This window comes from Gordonia sp. PDNC005 (assembly GCF_016919385.1).
Lineage (GTDB): Bacteria > Actinomycetota > Actinomycetes > Mycobacteriales > Mycobacteriaceae > Gordonia.
The window spans coordinates 1831567-1849486 of the sequence record NZ_CP070351.1; the positions used below are offsets into that span (position 1 = coordinate 1831567).

19 protein-coding genes are annotated in these 17920 nt (G+C 65.7%); 7 read left to right on the plus strand and 12 right to left on the minus strand.

All coding sequences use genetic code 11. The features are described from left to right. Positions 1–62: 62 nt before the first annotated feature. Positions 63–2297, minus strand: coding sequence for an NADP-dependent isocitrate dehydrogenase (locus tag JVX90_RS08740; protein ID WP_205331956.1), 2235 nt, complete (start codon positions 2295–2297; stop codon positions 63–65). 381 nt (positions 2298–2678) lie between these two features. On the opposite strand from JVX90_RS08740, the gene JVX90_RS08745 reads away from it, so the two are divergent. Genes JVX90_RS08745 through JVX90_RS08755 form a run of 3 tightly spaced genes read left to right on the plus strand, consistent with a single transcriptional unit; the run spans position 2679 to position 5043 of the window. After that, positions 2679–3764 (plus strand): NADH:flavin oxidoreductase, encoded by a 1086-nt coding sequence (locus JVX90_RS08745; protein WP_205331957.1) that lies wholly within the window; start codon positions 2679–2681, stop codon positions 3762–3764. Continuing rightward, entirely contained in the window at positions 3761–4426 is a 666-nt protein-coding gene (locus JVX90_RS08750; protein WP_205331958.1) for a DUF1345 domain-containing protein, read from the plus strand. The genes JVX90_RS08745 and JVX90_RS08750 overlap by 4 nt, the downstream gene beginning before the upstream one ends. Beyond that, positions 4423–5043, plus strand: coding sequence for a LysE family transporter (locus JVX90_RS08755; protein ID WP_205331959.1), 621 nt, complete (start codon positions 4423–4425; stop codon positions 5041–5043). The genes JVX90_RS08750 and JVX90_RS08755 overlap by 4 nt, the downstream gene beginning before the upstream one ends. Positions 5044–5093: 50 nt before the next feature. Here JVX90_RS08755 and JVX90_RS08760 read toward each other — a convergent pair whose 3' ends face one another. From JVX90_RS08760 to JVX90_RS08780, 5 genes are read right to left on the minus strand one after another with little or no spacing between them, the layout of a single operon-like run. Then, positions 5094–5828 (minus strand): MerR family transcriptional regulator, encoded by a 735-nt coding sequence (locus tag JVX90_RS08760; RefSeq protein WP_205331960.1) that lies wholly within the window; start codon positions 5826–5828, stop codon positions 5094–5096. Between the two features lie 9 nt (positions 5829–5837). Further along, positions 5838–7334: an NAD(P)/FAD-dependent oxidoreductase gene (locus JVX90_RS08765; protein WP_205331961.1), complete on the minus strand. Its 1497-nt coding sequence runs from the start codon at positions 7332–7334 to the stop codon at positions 5838–5840. Positions 7335–7347: 13 nt separating this feature from the next. Further along, positions 7348–8271: a hypothetical protein gene (locus tag JVX90_RS08770; protein WP_008376476.1), complete on the minus strand. Its 924-nt coding sequence runs from the start codon at positions 8269–8271 to the stop codon at positions 7348–7350. 50 nt (positions 8272–8321) lie between these two features. Then, the gene (locus tag JVX90_RS08775; protein WP_205331962.1) at positions 8322–9206 is read right to left on the minus strand and encodes an SDR family NAD(P)-dependent oxidoreductase; all 885 of its coding nucleotides are present in this window, start codon (positions 9204–9206) and stop codon (positions 8322–8324) included. Next, a complete protein-coding gene (locus tag JVX90_RS08780; RefSeq protein ID WP_205331963.1) occupies positions 9206–10213 on the minus strand; it encodes an alpha/beta hydrolase in 1008 nt (335 codons plus the stop codon). The genes JVX90_RS08775 and JVX90_RS08780 overlap by 1 nt, the downstream gene beginning before the upstream one ends. A 178-nt stretch (positions 10214–10391) precedes the next feature. Here JVX90_RS08780 and JVX90_RS08785 point away from each other — a divergent pair, with 178 nt between their 5' ends. From JVX90_RS08785 to JVX90_RS08795, 3 genes are read left to right on the plus strand one after another with little or no spacing between them, the layout of a single operon-like run. Next, complete coding sequence (locus JVX90_RS08785; protein WP_240194110.1) at positions 10392–10874, plus strand: hypothetical protein; 483 nt, start codon at positions 10392–10394, stop codon at positions 10872–10874. 7 nt (positions 10875–10881) lie between these two features. Next, the gene (locus JVX90_RS08790; protein ID WP_205331965.1) at positions 10882–12159 is read left to right on the plus strand and encodes a flotillin family protein; all 1278 of its coding nucleotides are present in this window, start codon (positions 10882–10884) and stop codon (positions 12157–12159) included. 10 nt (positions 12160–12169) lie between these two features. Further along, the gene (locus tag JVX90_RS08795) at positions 12170–12988 is read left to right on the plus strand and encodes a hypothetical protein (RefSeq protein ID WP_205331966.1); all 819 of its coding nucleotides are present in this window, start codon (positions 12170–12172) and stop codon (positions 12986–12988) included. Here JVX90_RS08795 and JVX90_RS08800 read toward each other — a convergent pair. After that, positions 12973–13593, minus strand: coding sequence for a pyridoxamine 5'-phosphate oxidase family protein (locus JVX90_RS08800; RefSeq protein WP_205331967.1), 621 nt, complete (start codon positions 13591–13593; stop codon positions 12973–12975). The genes JVX90_RS08795 and JVX90_RS08800 overlap by 16 nt on opposite strands. A 14-nt stretch (positions 13594–13607) precedes the next feature. On the opposite strand from JVX90_RS08800, the gene JVX90_RS08805 reads away from it, so the two are divergent. Beyond that, on the plus strand, positions 13608–14072 hold the full coding sequence (locus JVX90_RS08805; RefSeq protein ID WP_205331968.1) for a carboxymuconolactone decarboxylase family protein: 465 nt from the start codon (positions 13608–13610) through the stop codon (positions 14070–14072). Between the two features lie 36 nt (positions 14073–14108). Here JVX90_RS08805 and JVX90_RS08810 read toward each other — a convergent pair whose 3' ends face one another. From JVX90_RS08810 to JVX90_RS08830, 5 genes are read right to left on the minus strand one after another with little or no spacing between them, the layout of a single operon-like run. Further along, positions 14109–14441, minus strand: coding sequence for a GNAT family N-acetyltransferase (locus JVX90_RS08810; protein WP_205331969.1), 333 nt, complete (start codon positions 14439–14441; stop codon positions 14109–14111). Then, positions 14438–15427, minus strand: a complete 990-nt coding sequence (locus JVX90_RS08815; protein WP_205331970.1) for a pirin family protein — start codon at positions 15425–15427, stop codon at positions 14438–14440. Before JVX90_RS08815 ends, JVX90_RS08810 begins: the two co-directional genes overlap by 4 nt. Before the next feature lie 10 nt (positions 15428–15437). Continuing rightward, the gene (locus tag JVX90_RS08820; RefSeq protein WP_205331971.1) at positions 15438–16514 is read right to left on the minus strand and encodes a heparan-alpha-glucosaminide N-acetyltransferase domain-containing protein; all 1077 of its coding nucleotides are present in this window, start codon (positions 16512–16514) and stop codon (positions 15438–15440) included. A gap of 13 nt (positions 16515–16527) precedes the next feature. After that, positions 16528–17157 carry an LON peptidase substrate-binding domain-containing protein gene (locus JVX90_RS08825; RefSeq protein ID WP_205331972.1) on the minus strand — a complete coding sequence of 210 codons (630 nt, stop codon included), beginning with the start codon at positions 17155–17157 and terminating at the stop codon, positions 16528–16530. Next, a complete protein-coding gene (locus JVX90_RS08830; RefSeq protein WP_240194111.1) occupies positions 17154–17846 on the minus strand; it encodes a VOC family protein in 693 nt (230 codons plus the stop codon). Before JVX90_RS08830 ends, JVX90_RS08825 begins: the two co-directional genes overlap by 4 nt. Positions 17847–17920: the final 74 nt, after the last annotated feature.

Sequence of the window (17920 nt, forward strand, 5' to 3'; positions counted from 1 at the left end):
GAGAGCACAAGAGCGGGCCCACCCGTGAAGGGTGGGCCCGCTCTTGTCGGCTTCGACGTCGGTCAGCCCTGCGCCGCAGCGAGGGCGGCGTTCAGCGTTGCGCTCGGACGCATCGCAGCGTCCAGCTTGTCGAGATCGGCCTGGTAGTAGCCGCCGAGTTCAACGGCGTGGCCCTGCACTTCACCGAGCTCGGCGACAATCGTCGACTCCTGAGCAGCGAGAGCCTCTGCCAGACCGGCGAACTTGGCCGCCAACTCGGCGTCCTCGGTCTGAGCGGCCAGTTCCTGAGCCCAGTACAGCGCGAGGTAGAACTGGCTGCCGCGGTTGTCGAGCTCACCGGTGGTGCGCGACGGCGACTTCCGGTTGTCGAGCAGCTTGCTGGTCGCGGCGTCAAGGGTGGTGCCGAGGATCGCTGCCTTCGGATTGTCGTTCTTGCGACCGAGGTCGTCGAGGCTCGCGGCGAGCGCGAGGAATTCGCCGAGCGAATCCCAGCGAAGGTGATTCTCCTCGACGAGCTGCTTCACGTGCTTCGGCGCCGAGCCGCCCGCACCGGTCTCGTAGAGGCCGCCGCCCGCCATCAGCGGGACGATCGACAGCATCTTGGCGCTTGTGCCGAGTTCGAGGATCGGGAACAGATCCGTGAGGTAGTCGCGGAGGATGTTGCCGGTCACCGAGATGGTGTCGAGGCCGCGCATCGCACGCTCGAGCGTGTAGCGCATGGCGCGGACCTGCGACATGATCTGGATGTCCAGACCCTCGGTGTCGTGATCGGCCAGGTACTTCTTGACCAGAGTGATCAGGTTGTTCTCGTGCGGGCGGTACGGGTCGAGCCAGAACACGGCCGGCATGCCCGATGCGCGTGAACGGTCGACGGCGAGCTTCACCCAGTCCTGAATCGGCGCATCCTTGACGATGCACATGCGCCAGATGTCACCCTGCTCGACGTTCTGCGACAGCAGGACCTCACCGGTCGACGCGTCGACGATGTTGGCGACTCCGCCCTCCGGAATCTCGAAGGTCTTGTCGTGTGAGCCGTACTCCTCGGCCTTCTGCGCCATCAGGCCCACGTTCGGCACGGTGCCCATGGTGGTGGGATCGAACGCGCCGTTGGTCTTGCAGAAGTTGATGATCTCCTGGTAGATCCGGGCGAATGTCGACTCGGGCATCACCGCCTTCGTGTCCTTCTTGCGACCGTCGGCGCCGTACATCTTGCCGCCGATGCGAATCATCGCGGGCATCGACGCGTCGACGATGACGTCGCTGGGCGAGTGGAAGTTCGAGATGCCGCGTGCGGAGTCGACCATGGCCAGCTCGGGACGATGCTCGTGGCAGCGGTGCAGATCCTCGACGATCTCTTCACGCTTCGACGCCGGGAGGCTCTCGATCTTGTCGTACAGATCGACCATGCCGTTGTTGACATTGACGCCCAGCTCGTCGAACAGGTCGCCGTGCTTGGCGAAGGCGTCCTTGTAGAACACCTTGACGCAGTGGCCGAAGACGATCGGGTGCGACACCTTCATCATCGTCGCCTTGACGTGGAGCGAGAACATGACGCCGGTCTCCTTGGCGTCGTTGAGCTGCTCTTCATAGAACTCCAGAAGCGCCTTCTTGCTCATGAACATGCTGTCGATGACGTCGCCCTTGTCGAGCGGAACCGTCTTCATCAGGTGTGTCTCGCCGTCGGGGGTCACAACCTCCATGCGAGCCTCACACGCGTGATCCATGATCATCGACTTCTCGCCGGCGTAGAAGTCGCCGTGGTGCATGTGCGCGACGTGCGACTGCGACGCCATGGACCACTTGCCCATGCTGTGCGGGTTCTTGCGCGCGTACTCCTTCACTGCCTTCGGCGCACGACGATCGGAGTTTCCCTCACGCAGGACCGGGTTCACAGCACTGCCGAGGCATGCGGAGTAGCGGTCGCGGATCTCAGTCTCTTCGGGCGTCTTCGGATCGTGCGGGTAGTCGGGCAGGTCGTAGCCGTGCTCGCGGAGCTCCGCGATCGCGGCGTTCAGCTGCGGGACCGACGCGCTGATGTTGGGGAGCTTGATGATGTTCGTTTCCGGGTCCTGGGTCAGTCGACCCAGCTCGGCGAGGTTGTCCGGGACTCGCTGATCCTCGGTCAGCCGCTCGGGAAACGCCGCGAGAATGCGGGCGGCCACCGAGATGTCACTCGTCTGGACGTCGATCCCGGCGGGCTCGGCGAAGGTGCGGATGATCGGCAGGAACGCTGCGGTGGCGAGACGCGGGGCCTCGTCGGTGAGCGTATAGATGATCGTCTGCTTCTGGGAGGTCATGGTTGCAGCCTCTTCTGATCGTCGTCGTTCTTGTGGAACTCGTTGCTATCGCTGACATTGTCCCGCCGAACGTGACCTAGTGCGCGCGGTCCCGGGAATTGCGAGGCAGCACACACAGCGATCGGCCACTGACCTGGACTGCTTGCTGTATACAGCAGTTCGGGTCGTCTGGTGGGACGGTTTTCTTTCGATCGGCCGGTGTGACCCGGCGATTCGGGGCGCTCGGCGGAGTGGTTGTCCGTCTCCCGCTTCGGGATTCATTCTAGCTATGCCGTTGTGGTCGAGCCGCCCGGCACTCGCGGAACCGACACCTGGCCGATGTCGTCCGGGTGGAGAGGGGGTCGATATTCTCGTGTGGAGACCCGTCGTCGAAGGAGCCCGATGTCAGCGCCGTCCGAACCGCTCACGTTCACGCGTGGCCCTGTATGGAGAAACCGAGTCGCACTCGCTCCGTTGACGAACCTGCAGAGCGGCCCCGACGGCGTGCTGAGCGACGACGAATACACATGGCTCACCCGGCGTGCCGAAGGCGGGTTCGGCCTGGTGATGACGTGTGCGGCTTTCATCAACACGCAGGGCCACTCGTTCCCAGGACAGTTGGGCGCATCCGAGGATGGACATCTCGCAGGCCTGACCAGGCTGGCGGACGGCCTACGCGCCGCAGGTGCGGTCTCATCACTCCAGTTGCAGCATGGGGGACGCCGAGGCGATCGTGCACTGTCGGACGATCTCGTCGCGCCTTGGGACGATGAGAAGTACGGTGCCTCGGCGTTGACCACCGACGGCGTGGAGCGGGTCGTCGACGACTTCGCGACAGCTGCGCGCCGCGCCGAACAGGCCGGTTTCGACGGTGTTGAGATCCATGGTGCACACGGGTACCTGATCGCGCAGTTCCTCGACGGGCGAAGCAACACTCGCACCGACCGGTACGGCGGCAGCGCTGACAACCGGTTTCGCGTGGTCCACGAGACCATCGCCGCCATTCGAGCCGCGACCGGACCCGATTTCCAGCTCGGCCTGCGACTCTCCCCCGAGCGGTACGGGATCGTGCTCGACGAGGCCCGCGAACTCGCCGCACAGGTGCTGGCCGACGGCGCCATCGACTACCTCGACATGTCGATGTGGGACACGTTCAAGGTGCCCCACGGTGACGAGCCCGGCAGCCGACCGCTGCTCGATGTCTTCACCGAACTTCCGCGCGGCGACGTCCGCCTCGGTGTTGCCGGCAAGATCCTGACCGCCGCGCAGGTTCGCGAGTGCCTCGAGCGAGGCGCCGACTTCCTGCTCGCCGGCACGGCGGGCATCCTTCATCATGACTTCCCGAGGCGCGTGGTCGACGACCCCGACTTCGCCGCCACCCATCCGAAGCCTGCGTCGCATTTCGTCGCCGAATCGGTCGGACCGTCGTTCCTGGACTACCTGTCGACCAATTGGGACGACTTCGTCACCGTCGACGGCGTTCGGTGATCGATCGGGACGACGTCGCTGCGGGCGTCGCCACCGCCGCCGACCTCATCGTGGTGGTGCTCGCCTTGGTCAGCCTGGTCGCCGAGAACTTCTACGCGCTGCTGGCGTGGGAGATCGCGGCAGCGTTGTACCTCCTCTGCACCGGTGTGGTGATCCGCCGCCGGGTCCGACGCGGGACCTCCGATCCGCGCACCGGGTTCCTCAGCCGGCTGTCGTGGATCGTTCCGTTGGCGACGAGCCTGGCCGGAGTCAACGCCGCCGTCGTCGCGCTTCTGGGGCAGTCGTACGCGGAGAAGTATGCGGACAGCGCCGGATCGGCCGCCCTGTTGGGTGTGGCCGGCATCGTCCTGTCCTGGCTTCTTCTGCACGTGGCGTTCATGCACATCTACATGAGCCGCTACAGCGCGTCAGCGGCTCCCGCGCTGTCGTTCCCCGAGGATCGCGATCCCGATCACGACGACGTCCCTGCGCGGGAGCCGGGCTATCCGGAGTTCGTCTACTTCGCGTTCACGATCGGCACCACCTTCGCGACGTCCGACGTTGAGGTCCGCACACGGCGGATGCGGTCCGCCGTCGTAGTGCACAGCACGTGGAGCTTCTTCTACAACGCGCTCGTCGTCGCGGTGGCGTTCCAGGTGCTGCAACGCTTCGCGACCCTGTGACGGCGTCCACCTGGTGGGCACTCCTCGGTGCGTGCCTGCTGATCAGCTTCACACCCGGCGCAGGGGCGGTCAACACGATGACCAACGCGCTCAATGTGGGCTTCCGACGCTCGATCTGGGGCATTCTCGGCCAGCAGGCCGCGCTGCTCGTTCAGTTGGTGATCGTCGCCGCCGGCCTCGGCCTGGTGATCGCCGGATCGCCGACCGCGTTCGACGTCATCCGCTACTGCGGTGCCGGGTACCTCGTCTATCTGGGTGTTCGGCAGATCCTCGCCGATCCGTCCGCAGACGACGAGGGCGTCGAGAGTCCCGCCGATGAGAGCGGCCTCTCGATGTTCGTCCGCGGTCTCTGGGTGAACCTGCTCAACCCGAAGGCGATCGTTTTCCTGCTCGCCTTCATCCCCGGGTTCGTCGTCGCCGACGGCGATCTGTTCGCCCAGTACGGACTCATCGGATTGACGATCGTCGCTGTCGACATGATTGTGATGTGGTTGTTCTTCGCGCTCCTCGGACGCGCGTTTGCGCGCATCACGTCGACGCCCCGCGCTCGTCGACGCCTGAACATCGCCTTCGGCCTGCTCTTCATCGGAGTCGGCGTCATGCTCGCGCTCATGTGAGGCCGCACCACGCGGCGGGCCGTGCCGAAGCGATGCGGTGACTGCGCGATCTAGTCTCGCGCTTCGACAGTCGCGAGATACTCCTTGATCTCCTGTTCGCGCGCGTCATCGAGAGCGCGGTCGAGGGCGGCGTAGGCGTTGGTCGTCGCCGAGGATCGCATGGTGGCGAGGAGGTCCGTCACCCACTCGACCTCGTCCGGCGTGGACGGAAGCCAGCCGACGCCTTCTCTCCGAACGATCTCGTCGCGCGCGCCCGACATCAGCACTCGAACGGCGTCGGCGAGACGATCGGTGAACTCGCGGTGAACTCCGATCAGGGTGCGCAGTTCCATCCCGCGCTCGACGAGTCGACCGAGGTTCTTCAGGATGTGGTCGTCGACGGCACGCACCCGCGACGACCCGCCGACGCGTGTGACGATCCGCGCGTCGACGAGTGCGTCGAGAGTCTCGGCGTCGACCGGGCCGAGCACGCGTTCCAACTCGTCATGCGTGATCTCGTCGGGCCGCCGTTGCGCCCACCGGAGATCCAGCAGATCCGGCAGATCGAGGGCCTCGGCGACCATCGCACGAGGGTTGGTGAGAAACGTACCGATGTGCTTGAGCGTGAAGCCGTTGCTCAACAGCCGGTTGATCGCCCGCAGGTTCGCCAGGTGACGCTCGGTGTAGATCGCAACACGCCCCCGGCGCAGGGGCGCGGGCAGAAGCCCACGCTCCTGGTAGCCGCGAATGTTGCGCGTGGTGGTGCCGGATGCCCGCGCGAGGTCGTCGATCCGGTACTCGGTCATCGCACGAACCTACCCGGACATCACCGGAGTCGCGACAGCCGCCGCGTCGGTGTGCACCAGGATTCGGTAGTCCTGCAGGTCGACTTCACGGAGTTGATTCGCGTACTGGGTCGCGAAGCCGGGGAACATCGTCGCGTTGAAACCGTCGTCGGTGAGATACCAGCTCTGGCAGCCTGAGTTCCACGTCGTCGACTGGAGCCGACGTTGGATGTCCTCGTTGTACTCCGCCTGCACGTCCGCGCGAACATCGAGGGCCTTCCACCCATTCGCCTCGACCAGCCCGATGGACTCGGTCAAGTAGTCGATCTGCGCCTCCATGTAGACCAGCGCCGAGTTGTGGCCCGGGCCGGAATTCGGTCCGAACGTCACGTACAGGTTGGGGTAGCCCGACACGGCGACGCTGCGGTACGCGTACGCACCGCCCGACCACTCGTCGGCGAGGACTCGCCCTCCGATGCCCGTGACGGGGAACGGTGTGCCCTGCTTGCCGACCTCGAACCCCGTTGCGAAGACGATGCAGTCGAACTGATGCTCTATCCCCTCGACCGTGCGGATGCCCTTGGGCGCGATCCGGGCGATCGGCCAGGTCACGAGCTTGCAGTTGTCCTTCTGCAGGGCCGGGTAGTAGTCGCTTGTCATCAACAGTCGTTTGCAGCCTGCCGAGAAGTCGGGCGTCAGCTGACGCCGCAGCCACGGATCCTTGACTGTCAGGCGCAGGTTGAGTCGGCTGATCGCTTCAACGACGCGGGTGATCGGACTGTCCCAGACGAGGCCGAGTGCCATCGACTCGTGGCCCCAGTACCAGGCCGAACGCGCCAAGGACTGGGCACCGGGAACGTGCCGATAGACGGACTTGGCGAACTCTCCGGTCTCCACGTCGATGCGTGGAAGGACCCACCCGGCGGTGCGCTGGAAGACCTTGACCGAGCCGGCCTGCTCGACCAGGTGAGGCACGATCTGGACGGCGCTGGCGCCGGTCCCGACCACAGCGACCTTCTTGCCCGCGAAGTCGTAGTCGTGATCCCATCGTGCGCTGTGCACGACGTGCCCCTCGTAGTCCTCCAGACCCTTGATGTCGGGCAGGGACGGATTCGCGAGCGGGCCGGCCGCCATGATCACCGAGCGTGCGCGGACCGCACGACGACGCCCGGCGAACCGGATAGTCCACTCCCCGGTCTTCTCGTTGTATTCGAGACCGGTCACCTCGTGGCCGAACTTGATGTGCCGCGCGACGTCGAAGTCGGCGACCATCGAATCGATGTAGTCGAGGATCTCCGCACTGCCCGAATAGGTGTGCGACCAGTCGGGATTCTGCGCGAAGCTGTAGGAGTACAGGCGCGACGGGATGTCGCATGCGGCGCCCGGGTAGGTGTTGTCCCGCCAGGTGCCCCCGACTCGCTCGCCTCGTTCGAAGACGACGACGTCGTCGATGCCCTTCTGCTTGAGGCGGATGGTGGCGCCGATGCCCGCGAACCCGGCGCCGATGACTGCAACTGCGATTGTCATGTGTCTGTGGTCCTCAGGCAGCCGGCTCGTAGGTGAGTTCCTGCGACCACGACGGTGTGCGGTGGACGAGGTCGAACGGGATGTACGACGTCACCTTGACCAGCGAATCGGCGACCAGGTGGTACGGGACGTTCTTCCGGTCGATCACCCAGCTGCCGTGCATCGCGACCACCTGGAACATCGGGAGACGGCGCACGTACTCGGACCTCTCGCCGACGGCGCGGTACTTCCGCATGGCGCCGTAGAGCTTCTCCTCGTCGACGCCCATCGCCACGATGTTGTCGCGCATCTTGTTCAGCAGAGGCATGTAGCTGAGGAAGCCGACCATCAGCGACGGCTTCACCCAGCCGCCGACGAAGTCGGCGGTGCGCTTGCGGAGATCGGCGTGGCCGAGGATCTCCATGACCTCGTAGTCGACGGCGAGGTGACGCGACTCGTCCGAGTTGATGTGACGGAACACCTCCTGGGCCACCGGGTCCTTCACCTCGTCGGTGATGAACTTGATGAGCGCTCCGTCGAGCGCGACCTCGAGCATCGGGATCACGGTGCCGAGGAACGACAGCGACATCCCGTCGGAGTACTTGTCGAGCCAGTTGATGATCAGTTGCACGTTGACGTTCGGCGACGGGATCTCATCGTTCTCGAGCATTCCCCACCGACGCATGAGGGCGAGTTCGGCGTTCGCATGCTTCTGCTCCTCGGCGTGGAAGTGCTCGTAGATCGACTTCAGAGTCGGGGTCGGGGCCTTCTTGGCCATCGCCGCGAATCCGCGGGCGCCGACGTTCTCGATCCACATGAGGTCCGAGAGGAACGGCTTGAGCTTGGCGTGGAGCTCCGGTTCGATGAGTTCCGCGCCCGGCGCGTCCCAGTCGATGTCGGCGAGCGCCCACTGACGGTTCTTGATCATCGCAAGCATGCGATCGAGGTCCATGGCCATGATGTGTGTCCTTAAGTCGTGACGAGAGTGAGAGCCTGTGACCGGCCGCGTCAGCGGCGGTCGGCGGGTTCGGCGGCGTCGGTCTCCAGGGGCGCGACCCGTCCCAGAAGTCCCGCTCCCCAGGTGTAGACGCTGGGAATATGACGTTTCAGGTGCCAGATGACGTTGGCGTCGAATTGGGGGACGACGTAGAGCCGTCCAAGGTCGTTCGCATCGAGGGTCGATGCTGCGACGCTGGCCGGCGACATGCCGGTGAGTTCCATGAGGCGTCCGGCGAGGCCTTGTCCGGCGTCGGTGATCCGGCCGTCGCGGGCGACGTTGGTCTTGACGAACGTGGGGCACAGGACCGTCACATTCACACCGCTGCCGCTCATCTCAGCCGACAGGGTCTCCGACAGGGACATGACACCGGCCTTGCCGACGTTGTACGGGCCCATGGCCGGTGCCGCGGCGAATCCGGCAGCCGACGCGACGTTGATGATTCCGCCGTGGCCGGTGGTTCGGAGCATCGGCGCGAACGTCTCACACCCGTGGATGACGCCCCACAGGTTGATGCCGAGAGCCCAGTTCCAGTCGTCCATGCCGATCGCGCCGACGGCCTTGCCGCCGATGCCGACACCGGCATTGTTGATGACGAGCGTCGGCGGCCCGTCGAACTCGCGGACGGCGAGGTCGGCGAGTTTCGCCACGTCGTCGCGGATCGAGACGTCGCAGACCGCGGCGACGGCGCGACCTCCGATACGGGTGATTTCACGGACCGTGTCGTCGGCGCGTGAGCCGTTGATGTCGGCGCACACGACGTGGCCACCGCGCTTGGCGAGTTCGAGTGCAAACGCGCGGCCGATTCCGCTGCCCGCGCCGGTCACGACCGCTTTCGCGTTGTGACTGCGCCTGTTGCGGACGAATGTGGACAGCACTGAGTCGATGCCGAACATCAGGCGACTCCTTCCGTGGTGGTGGTGGCTGTATGTGTGGCGATAGACGCGCGCAGTGCGGTCGCGACGAAGTCACGGATTCGGAGCAGAGCGGCGTCAGCGTCGGGCGTCAGACGCGGAAGTGCCTGGAAGACGTGCATCTGACCTGGCCACACCTCTAGTTCGGCCTTGCCTCCGCGCGCGTTGACCTGAGCCACGAAATGCCGGGAATCGGCGGAGAGCATCTCGGCGCCGCCCGCCTGCACGAGCATCGGCGGAGCGTCTGCCGCGGCGCGGTAGTCGAGTTCGAGCCTGCGGTCAGCCAGATCGGCGCCCGTTGTGTACAGGTCGACCAAGCGACGGGCCGCGGCGGCGGTGATCATCGGGTCGCGGCGACGACGTTCCTGCTGCGCGGATAACCCGAACGTCAGGTCGACGACCGGTGACAAGAGGACGGCGGCAGCGGGTCCCGGCTCACCGTCGGCCGCACGATTGAGCACAAACGCCCCGGTCAGATGCCCGCCCGCGGAATCGCCCGCGATGATCAGGTTCTCCGGTTTGTATCCGCGGTCGAGCATCCACTGCCACGCAGTGTCGACATCGTCCGCAGCGGCCGGGAACCGGTGCTCGGGTGCGAGTCGGTAGTCGGGCACGAAACAGGGCAGGCCCAGGACGGCAGAGAGCCTGGCGACGAAACTGCGGTGCGTGCTCGGTGAGCACATCATGTACGCGCTGCCGTGGAGGTAGAGGACTGCGGATTCGCTGCGACGATCGACGCCGGGCCCGTACACCCACTCGCCCACCACACTGCCGTCACGGACCTGGACCACGGATGCGTCCCGCGGCATCCGACCGGCGGCGCCCATCAGAGCGGCGATCAGCCCGCGCGACACAGCGACACCCGCTGCGCTCGTCCCGATGAATCCGGTCACAGAGCCGACGCCGACTCGAGTGATCAGTGCGTTCAGTCGGGTACGTGCCGCCGCTGTTGCGGGCACCCGAGGGGCGGGCACGGTGAGTTCAACCATTTCTCGATGACACCACCAACCGTGCCACTTGTCAATGGCACGGTCGATGATGTCAACGGGTCGTTCGGGCGGACGGCGTCGAACGTCCGATGTGCGAGAATGAAGTCACGCGAAACACGTAACGGATTGGGGTGCCGTGCTCGGAATCGTCTTACTCGCAATAGGTCTCGTCGGCTTGGTGCTCACGTTGCTCTCGCTGATCGGCTTCGAGTTCGCCCAGTTCGACGTGCATGTCGGCGATTCCGGAGCAGGACTCCTGTCGGTCGCAACACCGTTCCTCACCGGATTCGGGCTCCTCGCAGGCGGCCTGATGACGTTCAGTGACACCTCGACTCCCGTGGCACTCGCAGCCGGAATCGGTACCGGAGTAGCGCTCAGCGTCGTCGCGATCGTGATCCTCGGTTACCTCGTCGGCTCGGAGGAGGAACTCCCCTCGTTCGACTTGATCGGTTCGACGGTCCGGATCGTCGAACCCGTGTCGGACGGCCGTCTCGGCACCGCCGAGGTGTCGACTCCACTCGGGTCGAGGCAGATCACCGTCCGATCCGACGACCCGCTCCCCCACAACGCCCAGGCCGTCGTCCTCGAGAAGGCCGACGGTCGAGAGATCTTCACTGTGTCGCCGATAACCTTCGGCGACGTTCATCCGGAAGGGAATTGATACACCCATGACCACTGTCATCTGGGCTGTCGCAGCCGTAGTGGTACTGCTCGTACTCGTCGTTCTGCTCCTTCTGTCCCGGTACCGTGTGCCAGGCGCCGAGGAGGCGTTCATCGTCACCGGCACCGGAAAAGGGCATCAGGGCAAGGTGTACCGAGGCACCGGCACTTTTGTGCTGCCCGTCGTACAGCGAGCGACCCGAGTGCAACTGTCCTCGATCAAGGCCGATCTCGACACGTCGACACCGGCCAACGACGGCATCGAACTGAAGGTCCGCGGTGTGGCCGTTGTGAAGGTCGGCGACACACCCGAGGACATCCTCAAGGCGGGCCCCCGCTTCGGCGACGACTTGAACCGAGTCAACGCGCTCGTCACCGAGCAGCTGTCGGGTGAACTCCGCTCGATCGTCGGCACGATGACGGCCAAGAGCATTCTCGTCGACCGTCAACAGCTCGTCGACCAGGTCGCACAGTCGATCAAGGAGATCCTGGGCAACCAGGGTCTGGTGCTCGACAGCTTCTCGATCAACGACGTCCAGGACTCGGACGGTCAGTACTTCAGCGACCTCGCGGCCAAGGAGCGGTCTGACCAGTCGGCCATCGCCGCACAGTCGCGCGCGGAGGCGCATCGTGTGGCTGAGCAGAGCCGCATCGCCAACGAGCAGGCGATCATCGAGCAGCAGCGCGAGCTGGACATCCAGCGTGAAGCGGCCCGTCAGGCGACGGATCGTGCAGCGGCCGAGGCCGACTCCGTGCGCCCGCTGGTCGAGGCGGAACGTCGTCGCATCCAGGTGGAGAAGGACAACGAGGTGGCCGAGCAGGCCGCGCGTCTGCGCGACACTCAGCTCGACGCCGAGGTCCGACGTCCCGCCGAGGCCGAGCTGTACGCGGCCCAGCAGCGAGCGGAGGCCCGCAGGGCGGAGATCACCGCAGAAGCCGAGGCGAAGGCCGCAGGCATCCGCATCACCGGTGAGGCCGAAGCGGAAGCCCTGGAGAAGCGCGCGGATGCACTCGGCAAGCTCGACAAGGTCGGTCAGCTGGAGCTCGTCATGAACAAGCTGCCCGACATCGTCCGCGCCGCAGCCGAGCCGCTCGCCGACTCGAACATCACGCTGATCGGCGATTCGGTGAGCCCACTGACCCGCAGTGCAGGCGCAGGTGTCGCAAGCACTCTGGAAGTCATCCGCAGCACAACGGGCATCGACGTCGCGTCGATGCTCGCCGATCTCGGCCAGTCCGGGACGACTGCCGTCGAGAAGCCGTCGGACGCCACCTCGACCGACTAGCCTCCTAGGCGTGAACAGACGCCGTCGCTTGTACAGACTCTTCATCGCTCTCATCGTCGGAGGTCTGGCAGCGGCGGCGTTGTCGTCTGCTCCCGCCCACGCGGACACCTGGCGCAGCAAGTCGGTGAGCGACCACTTCACGCTTCTGTACAACGAAGGGCTCGCCACGGACCGGATCGGGCTGCTGCATCCGCGGGGCACCCTGTCGATACGTCCCGATCTGTGGCAGGCCGGCTGGCAGCACATCGGCGACCAGGACATCCACTCCGGGTACACCTACGACGACTACGAGAATCTCAGTGCGAGCCGCAAGCTCTACACGGTCACCAGTCCGCGTGGAGTGATGACGAGGTACTACCACCCGCTCGAGCCCGGTGAATTGGCGAACAACTCGTTCGTCACCGTCGACCCGACCGGCGCGTATCTGGTGAGCGGCGAGTGGTTCACCATGCAGCGATTCATCGTGTTCGCCAACCCCAAGGGTCGGCCGGCAGGCTCGACCATGCCGATCCTCAGCGAGATCAGACTCGACACGCCGCTGACAAACGTGCAGAGCTGCGACTTCATGACCGCCGACCGCCTGGTGTGCGCCGTCGACGAACCCGTCAACCGCGTGGTCTCCGTCCACTTGTCGGCGCAAGTCGGTGCGGCGTCGGTCCGCGGCACGGTGGAGCCGGAGTTCACCATCCCCAAGCGAAGCGTCTGTCGTGGGAGTTACGAGTCCGAGGGCATCGATTACGACATGTCGCGTCGGATCCTCAGCGTGGCGATGATCAACCCGAGCCCGTGCTTCGTCGGGACCAAGGTGTTCCGCTATCGCGCCAACTGACTGACCGACGCAGGCACGTCCGTGTCACGACCGGTGTACGTGATCGGCGCGTCGTAGACGGTCCGCATCGGGATCACTCCCGTCCAGTCGTCGGTCTCGACACCCGGTCCGCCGGTCCGCGCTTTTGCGATCCACTTCCCGTCTTCGATCGGCAGACGTAGAGCTATCGTCGCCGCAAGTTCTTTCGGCAGGATCGCAGTGGTCTCCGCCGAGCGCCCGGGGACGATCCGGTCGCTGAGCGCGGTCAACACAGTTCCCGGGTCGTCGATCGGCTGGAGCACACCGCGAACGACGACGGCGCGATAGTTCGCCGAATGGTCGAACAGGGTGTCGGAGACGACGAGCCCGTCGACCACAAACGCGGTGAACGTGACCGCCGCACCCGCGGCCACGTGTCGAAGCATCCCCGCCCCGGTCGAGCCATGGACGATCACGTCATCACCGATGCGCGCGAACAGCAGCGGCACCGACCAGGGCCAGCCCTCGACGACGGTCGACAGCGTGCCCACCAGAGCCTCGTCGAGCACCTCGTCGAGGAGCGCACGATCACCGCCCCGATCGGTCTTACGGGTGAGGCTGTGCAGCTGCTGCGGTTCGGTGCTCATGTATACGTTGTGTCATGCCGACTCCGCGTGTGTCCATCGATAAACAGACTCCCGCCGTCTACAAGCAGCTCGTAGCGGTGTCTGCAGCGGCCAAGCAGGCCGCAGCCGATGCCGGGCTCGACCGCAGCGTCGTCGAACTCGTCAATCTGCGGTGCTCACAGATCAACGGGTGTGCATTCTGCCTGAGCCTGCACCACGCCGACGCCGTGGCCGCAGGAGTCACCGAACAACAGATCGCCGTGCTGCCCGCGTGGCGCGAGGCTCCTGCGTTGTACACCGACCAGCAGCGAGCAGCACTTGAGCTGGCCGAATCGACGACCGAACTGCCGTCGATCGACGACGCCGACTGCGCATACGACCGCGCAGCCGACATCCTCGACGCGGCCCAGATCTCGGCGGTCACCTGGGCGGCAGTCACGATCAACGCGTTCAACCGCGTCTCGATCATGAGCCGCTACGACGTCCATCCGCGGCCGTAGAGTCGGCTCGTTGAGCCGACTACGTCCCAGGGTCGGTCAGCGGCTGCGGAGGAACTCGAGGATCTCCGGCGTCGGGCGGTCGACGATGTCGGAGAGTTCGTCGTGCTTGGAGACGTACTTCGCGACGAGCGGGCACACCGGCACCACACGCAGCCCGGCGGCCCGCGTGTCCGCGAGGGCATCGTGAACCAGAATCGAGCTCAGGCCGCGACCGGAGAACTTCTCGTCCAACTCGGTGTGCGGGAAGATCCGCTGTTCGCCGCGGTCCACGAATTGGGTGAACCCTGCGAGTTCACCGTCGACACTGATGTCGTAGCGGCCCTGGTCGTCGTTTCGGACGACGGCGATCTGCTCGGTGCTTTCAGTCATTCCGTTGGCCTCTTCCTCGGCTTGAGCCGACTAGTCGGGAGCGGAGGCGCCGGAATCCGGTCGTCCGGCGTCCACCCGTCCACTGTGCCGAAACGCGTTGCGGCGCTCTCCCATTCCGCCCCGTTCTCCCATTCTTGGCGGTACCCGACGATCTCGTCGTGTGTGCGCCCGACGAAGTTCCACCACATGATGATGTCCTCGCCGAATGGGGTGCCCCCAAGGAGGATCACCCGGGCGACTGCGTCCGACGGGTTCGCCAGTCGGATCGTGGACACACCGGGCCCCACGTAGGCGAGGTCACCGCGGGTGAGGTCGACGCCGTCGACCACAAGCTGCTCAGTGTCGAGGAGCACGCCGTGTTCGAAGTCGGACCGGACCGGCAGGACGACCTCGGCTTGCGGTTGAAGCAGTACCTCCGCGCCGAGCAGCGGCGTCGCGGTGACGATCGGCGACGACGTCCCGTTGAGGTCGCCGATGAACACCCGCATGCTCCCGTCGTCATCGAGGGGCACCGACTGTGGTGCGTGGTGCTGGAAACCGTGTGGATCGTCTCGCACAGCGTCGGGCAGCGCCACCCAGAGCTGGACACCGTGAAGGACCGTCGTCCCATCGGTCGACATCTCCGAGTGACTGATGCCGTGGCCCGCCGACATGAGGTTGATCTCGCCGGGCAGGACCATCGCGTGGACCCCGGCGCTGTCGCGGTGCTCGATCTCGCCCTCGAATAGCCAACTGACTGTCTGCAGTCCAGTGTGGGGATGCGGGTAGACGCGCATTCCGCCGCTGTCGGACACCGGGTCCGGACCGTAGTGGTCGGCGAAACACCAGGCTCCGATCATCGAGCGGTCGCGAGTCGGCAGTGTTCGGTTGACGATCATGGCGCGGATCCCACCGAGCGGAACCTTCCGTGGTGTCACGACCTCCACCCCGGTGGTCGGACGGCCGGAACAGTCGATCTCGCCAGGTTCTGCGTCGAGGTTGCTCACGCTGTCGACACTAATCGCGTTCGGCGGACGGTGTCGACGGCACGAGCGGGCGCGCAACAACCAACGACAGTTTCAGCACCAAGGTCTCGAGAGGACCACGACCGATGGTCGCCGCCCACGCCGTGCATCCGATGATCACACCGACGGTTATCGGCCAGAACGGGTGCAGCGCCCGAAACTCGGTGATGTCGTCCACCGGTCGGATCGCGATCCAGATCCACCAGATCAGCAGGTGCGCTGTGTACGCCGTGAGCGGCATCGAACCGACGGAGCGGAGCGGGAGGCTCACGGTGCGCAACGGCGTGGCCACCGCAAGCGTGCACAGGCCGATCGCGGCGAGGCCGAATCCACCTGATCCGAGGGCTTCGCCGACTCCCGACGAGTGTGGTGCCGAGCTCAACTCGGCAACGTCGTGGTCGGCGGCGATCCTGCCGACCCCGTCGCCCAGTACGGCGAACAGTGCGCCGACTCCGACGAGCAGCGCGGCGTCGACGATCCGGCGACGAGCAAGCACCCGACCTGCGGCCATGCCCGCCGCCAGGAAGCCCGCCCACAGCACAAATGGGAAGAACCAACCGATCAGGCGGCCTCCGGCGAGTGAGGTGTCGCCGCTGTCGGCAGGCCACGGCACGGCGTCGATGGCGGTGAGCACAAACGGCGCGACCACACCGAGCCCGGCCGAAGTGACCCAGAGAACCGACGTGCGGACCCGTTGGAGTCCGATGCCGATCAAGAAGAGCACACCGTACGCGGGGAGGATCACTTCGACAGGCAACCCGAGGAACAGCAGCAGAACACCGATCCCCCAGATGATCGCCGCCCGAGACGCCAGCATTCTGTTCGGGCTGACCGATCTGGTGCCAGGATCCTTGTCCGGATCTCCGGCCAGGGTGATCGACACGCCGGCCAACATTGCGAAGAGGATCGACGACCGTCCCGTCGCCGCCCCCGCCCACGTCGACGGTGAACTCCACTCGACGGCCGGCAACGTCGTCAGGTGGACGGCGAACATGCCGATGACGGCGAGACCACGTGCGAGGTCGACACCAGCCAAGCGTTCGGTCGCGTCGAGGCGCGCCAGGCTCATGAGAGACGTCCGATCATGTTTGGAGCCGGAACCGGAGTGCGGCGATCAGATCGTCGATCGCCGAGATCAACACGTCGACGCGTGCCGCCGGATCCGGCGCGGACAGCGCTCGGTGCCGGTCGGCGGCTCCGAGCGGAAGGTCGGACGCCGCACGCCACGACGCCTCCTCACGGTCGGGACCGCCGTAGTCGACGGGCTCGGCGAGTTGGGAGGCGATCCATCGCAGCTGCGGATCGAGGCGCCCGCCCTGACCGCACAGCAACTGGAGTTGCGCGCGTCCGCCCACCAAAGCACGCCAGTCGGGTTCACCGCCCGCCTCGTCTGGGAGCGGCCGGGTGACCGCACGTGGATACGGGTCATCCGGAAGCCACTCGTCGACGACGATCCGCTCGATCCCGGCGCAATTCAGCGAAAAGCGTCCGTGACCTGTCTGAGCCCATGTGTCGACCCGCGCGAGGGTGCCCACCGTCCCGCGCTCGTCACCGCCGCCGACCTCTGACCCGCGCTCGATCAACACGACGCCGAACGTGCGGTCACCGGCGAGCAGATCGTCGAACATCGTCGCGTAACGCGGCTCGAAGATGCGCAACGGAAGGGTCTCGCCCGGCAACAGCACCGAACCCAACGGGAACATCGGAGTCATGGCTTGGGCAGCTGTTCGATCAGCAGGGTCGGCGTCCCGAATGCACGGTCGCGAAGTGTGCAGACGCGGGTGCCAGGCTTTCGTCCGACTCGAACCTCGCTGACGTCGAGTCCTGCGCCGAGCAGTCGTTTGTGTTCGGCCTCGATGTCGTCGACGCGCCACGCGACTCCGCCGAAGCGATGGCGCTCGGCCATCGATGCTCCTGCCACGACTTCCACGATGACCGAGGAGGTTCGGAAGAACAACTGTGCAACCCCCTCCGCGATCTGGCGGTCCAGCCGCAGGTCCATTCCGAGCCTGCCCGCATACAGCGCAACCGCCGCATCCACGTCATGGTGGTACATGACGACGTGGTCCACACGCGGGCCGTCGCCGCAACCACGACGGGACGTGACACCCACCGGCTCGACGCCTTCGAGCTCGTACGACGACTCGTCTCGAAGGACTGCGGCGAGGCCGCGTCGGCCGAGCAGCCGAACACTCTCGTGGAGGTCGGCGACAGCGAAGTCCACAGCGGTCTCGGCATCCTCCGGCGAGAGTTCCACTCGCCCGTTTCCGAACACCCAGACTCCCGGGCCCGCCGACTCGCCGAGCAGGATTCGATACGCGTCGGACGACGCCGCCATATCGGCAACGGGAATCCCGAGGACGACGTCGGAGGAGCTGAGAGGATCAGTCGAAATGCTCACGGCCACAATAGTTGCACAACCCCGATCAACCCCGGGTGCAGTGACCTCACGCGTCGTACGCTGCAGGTATCTTC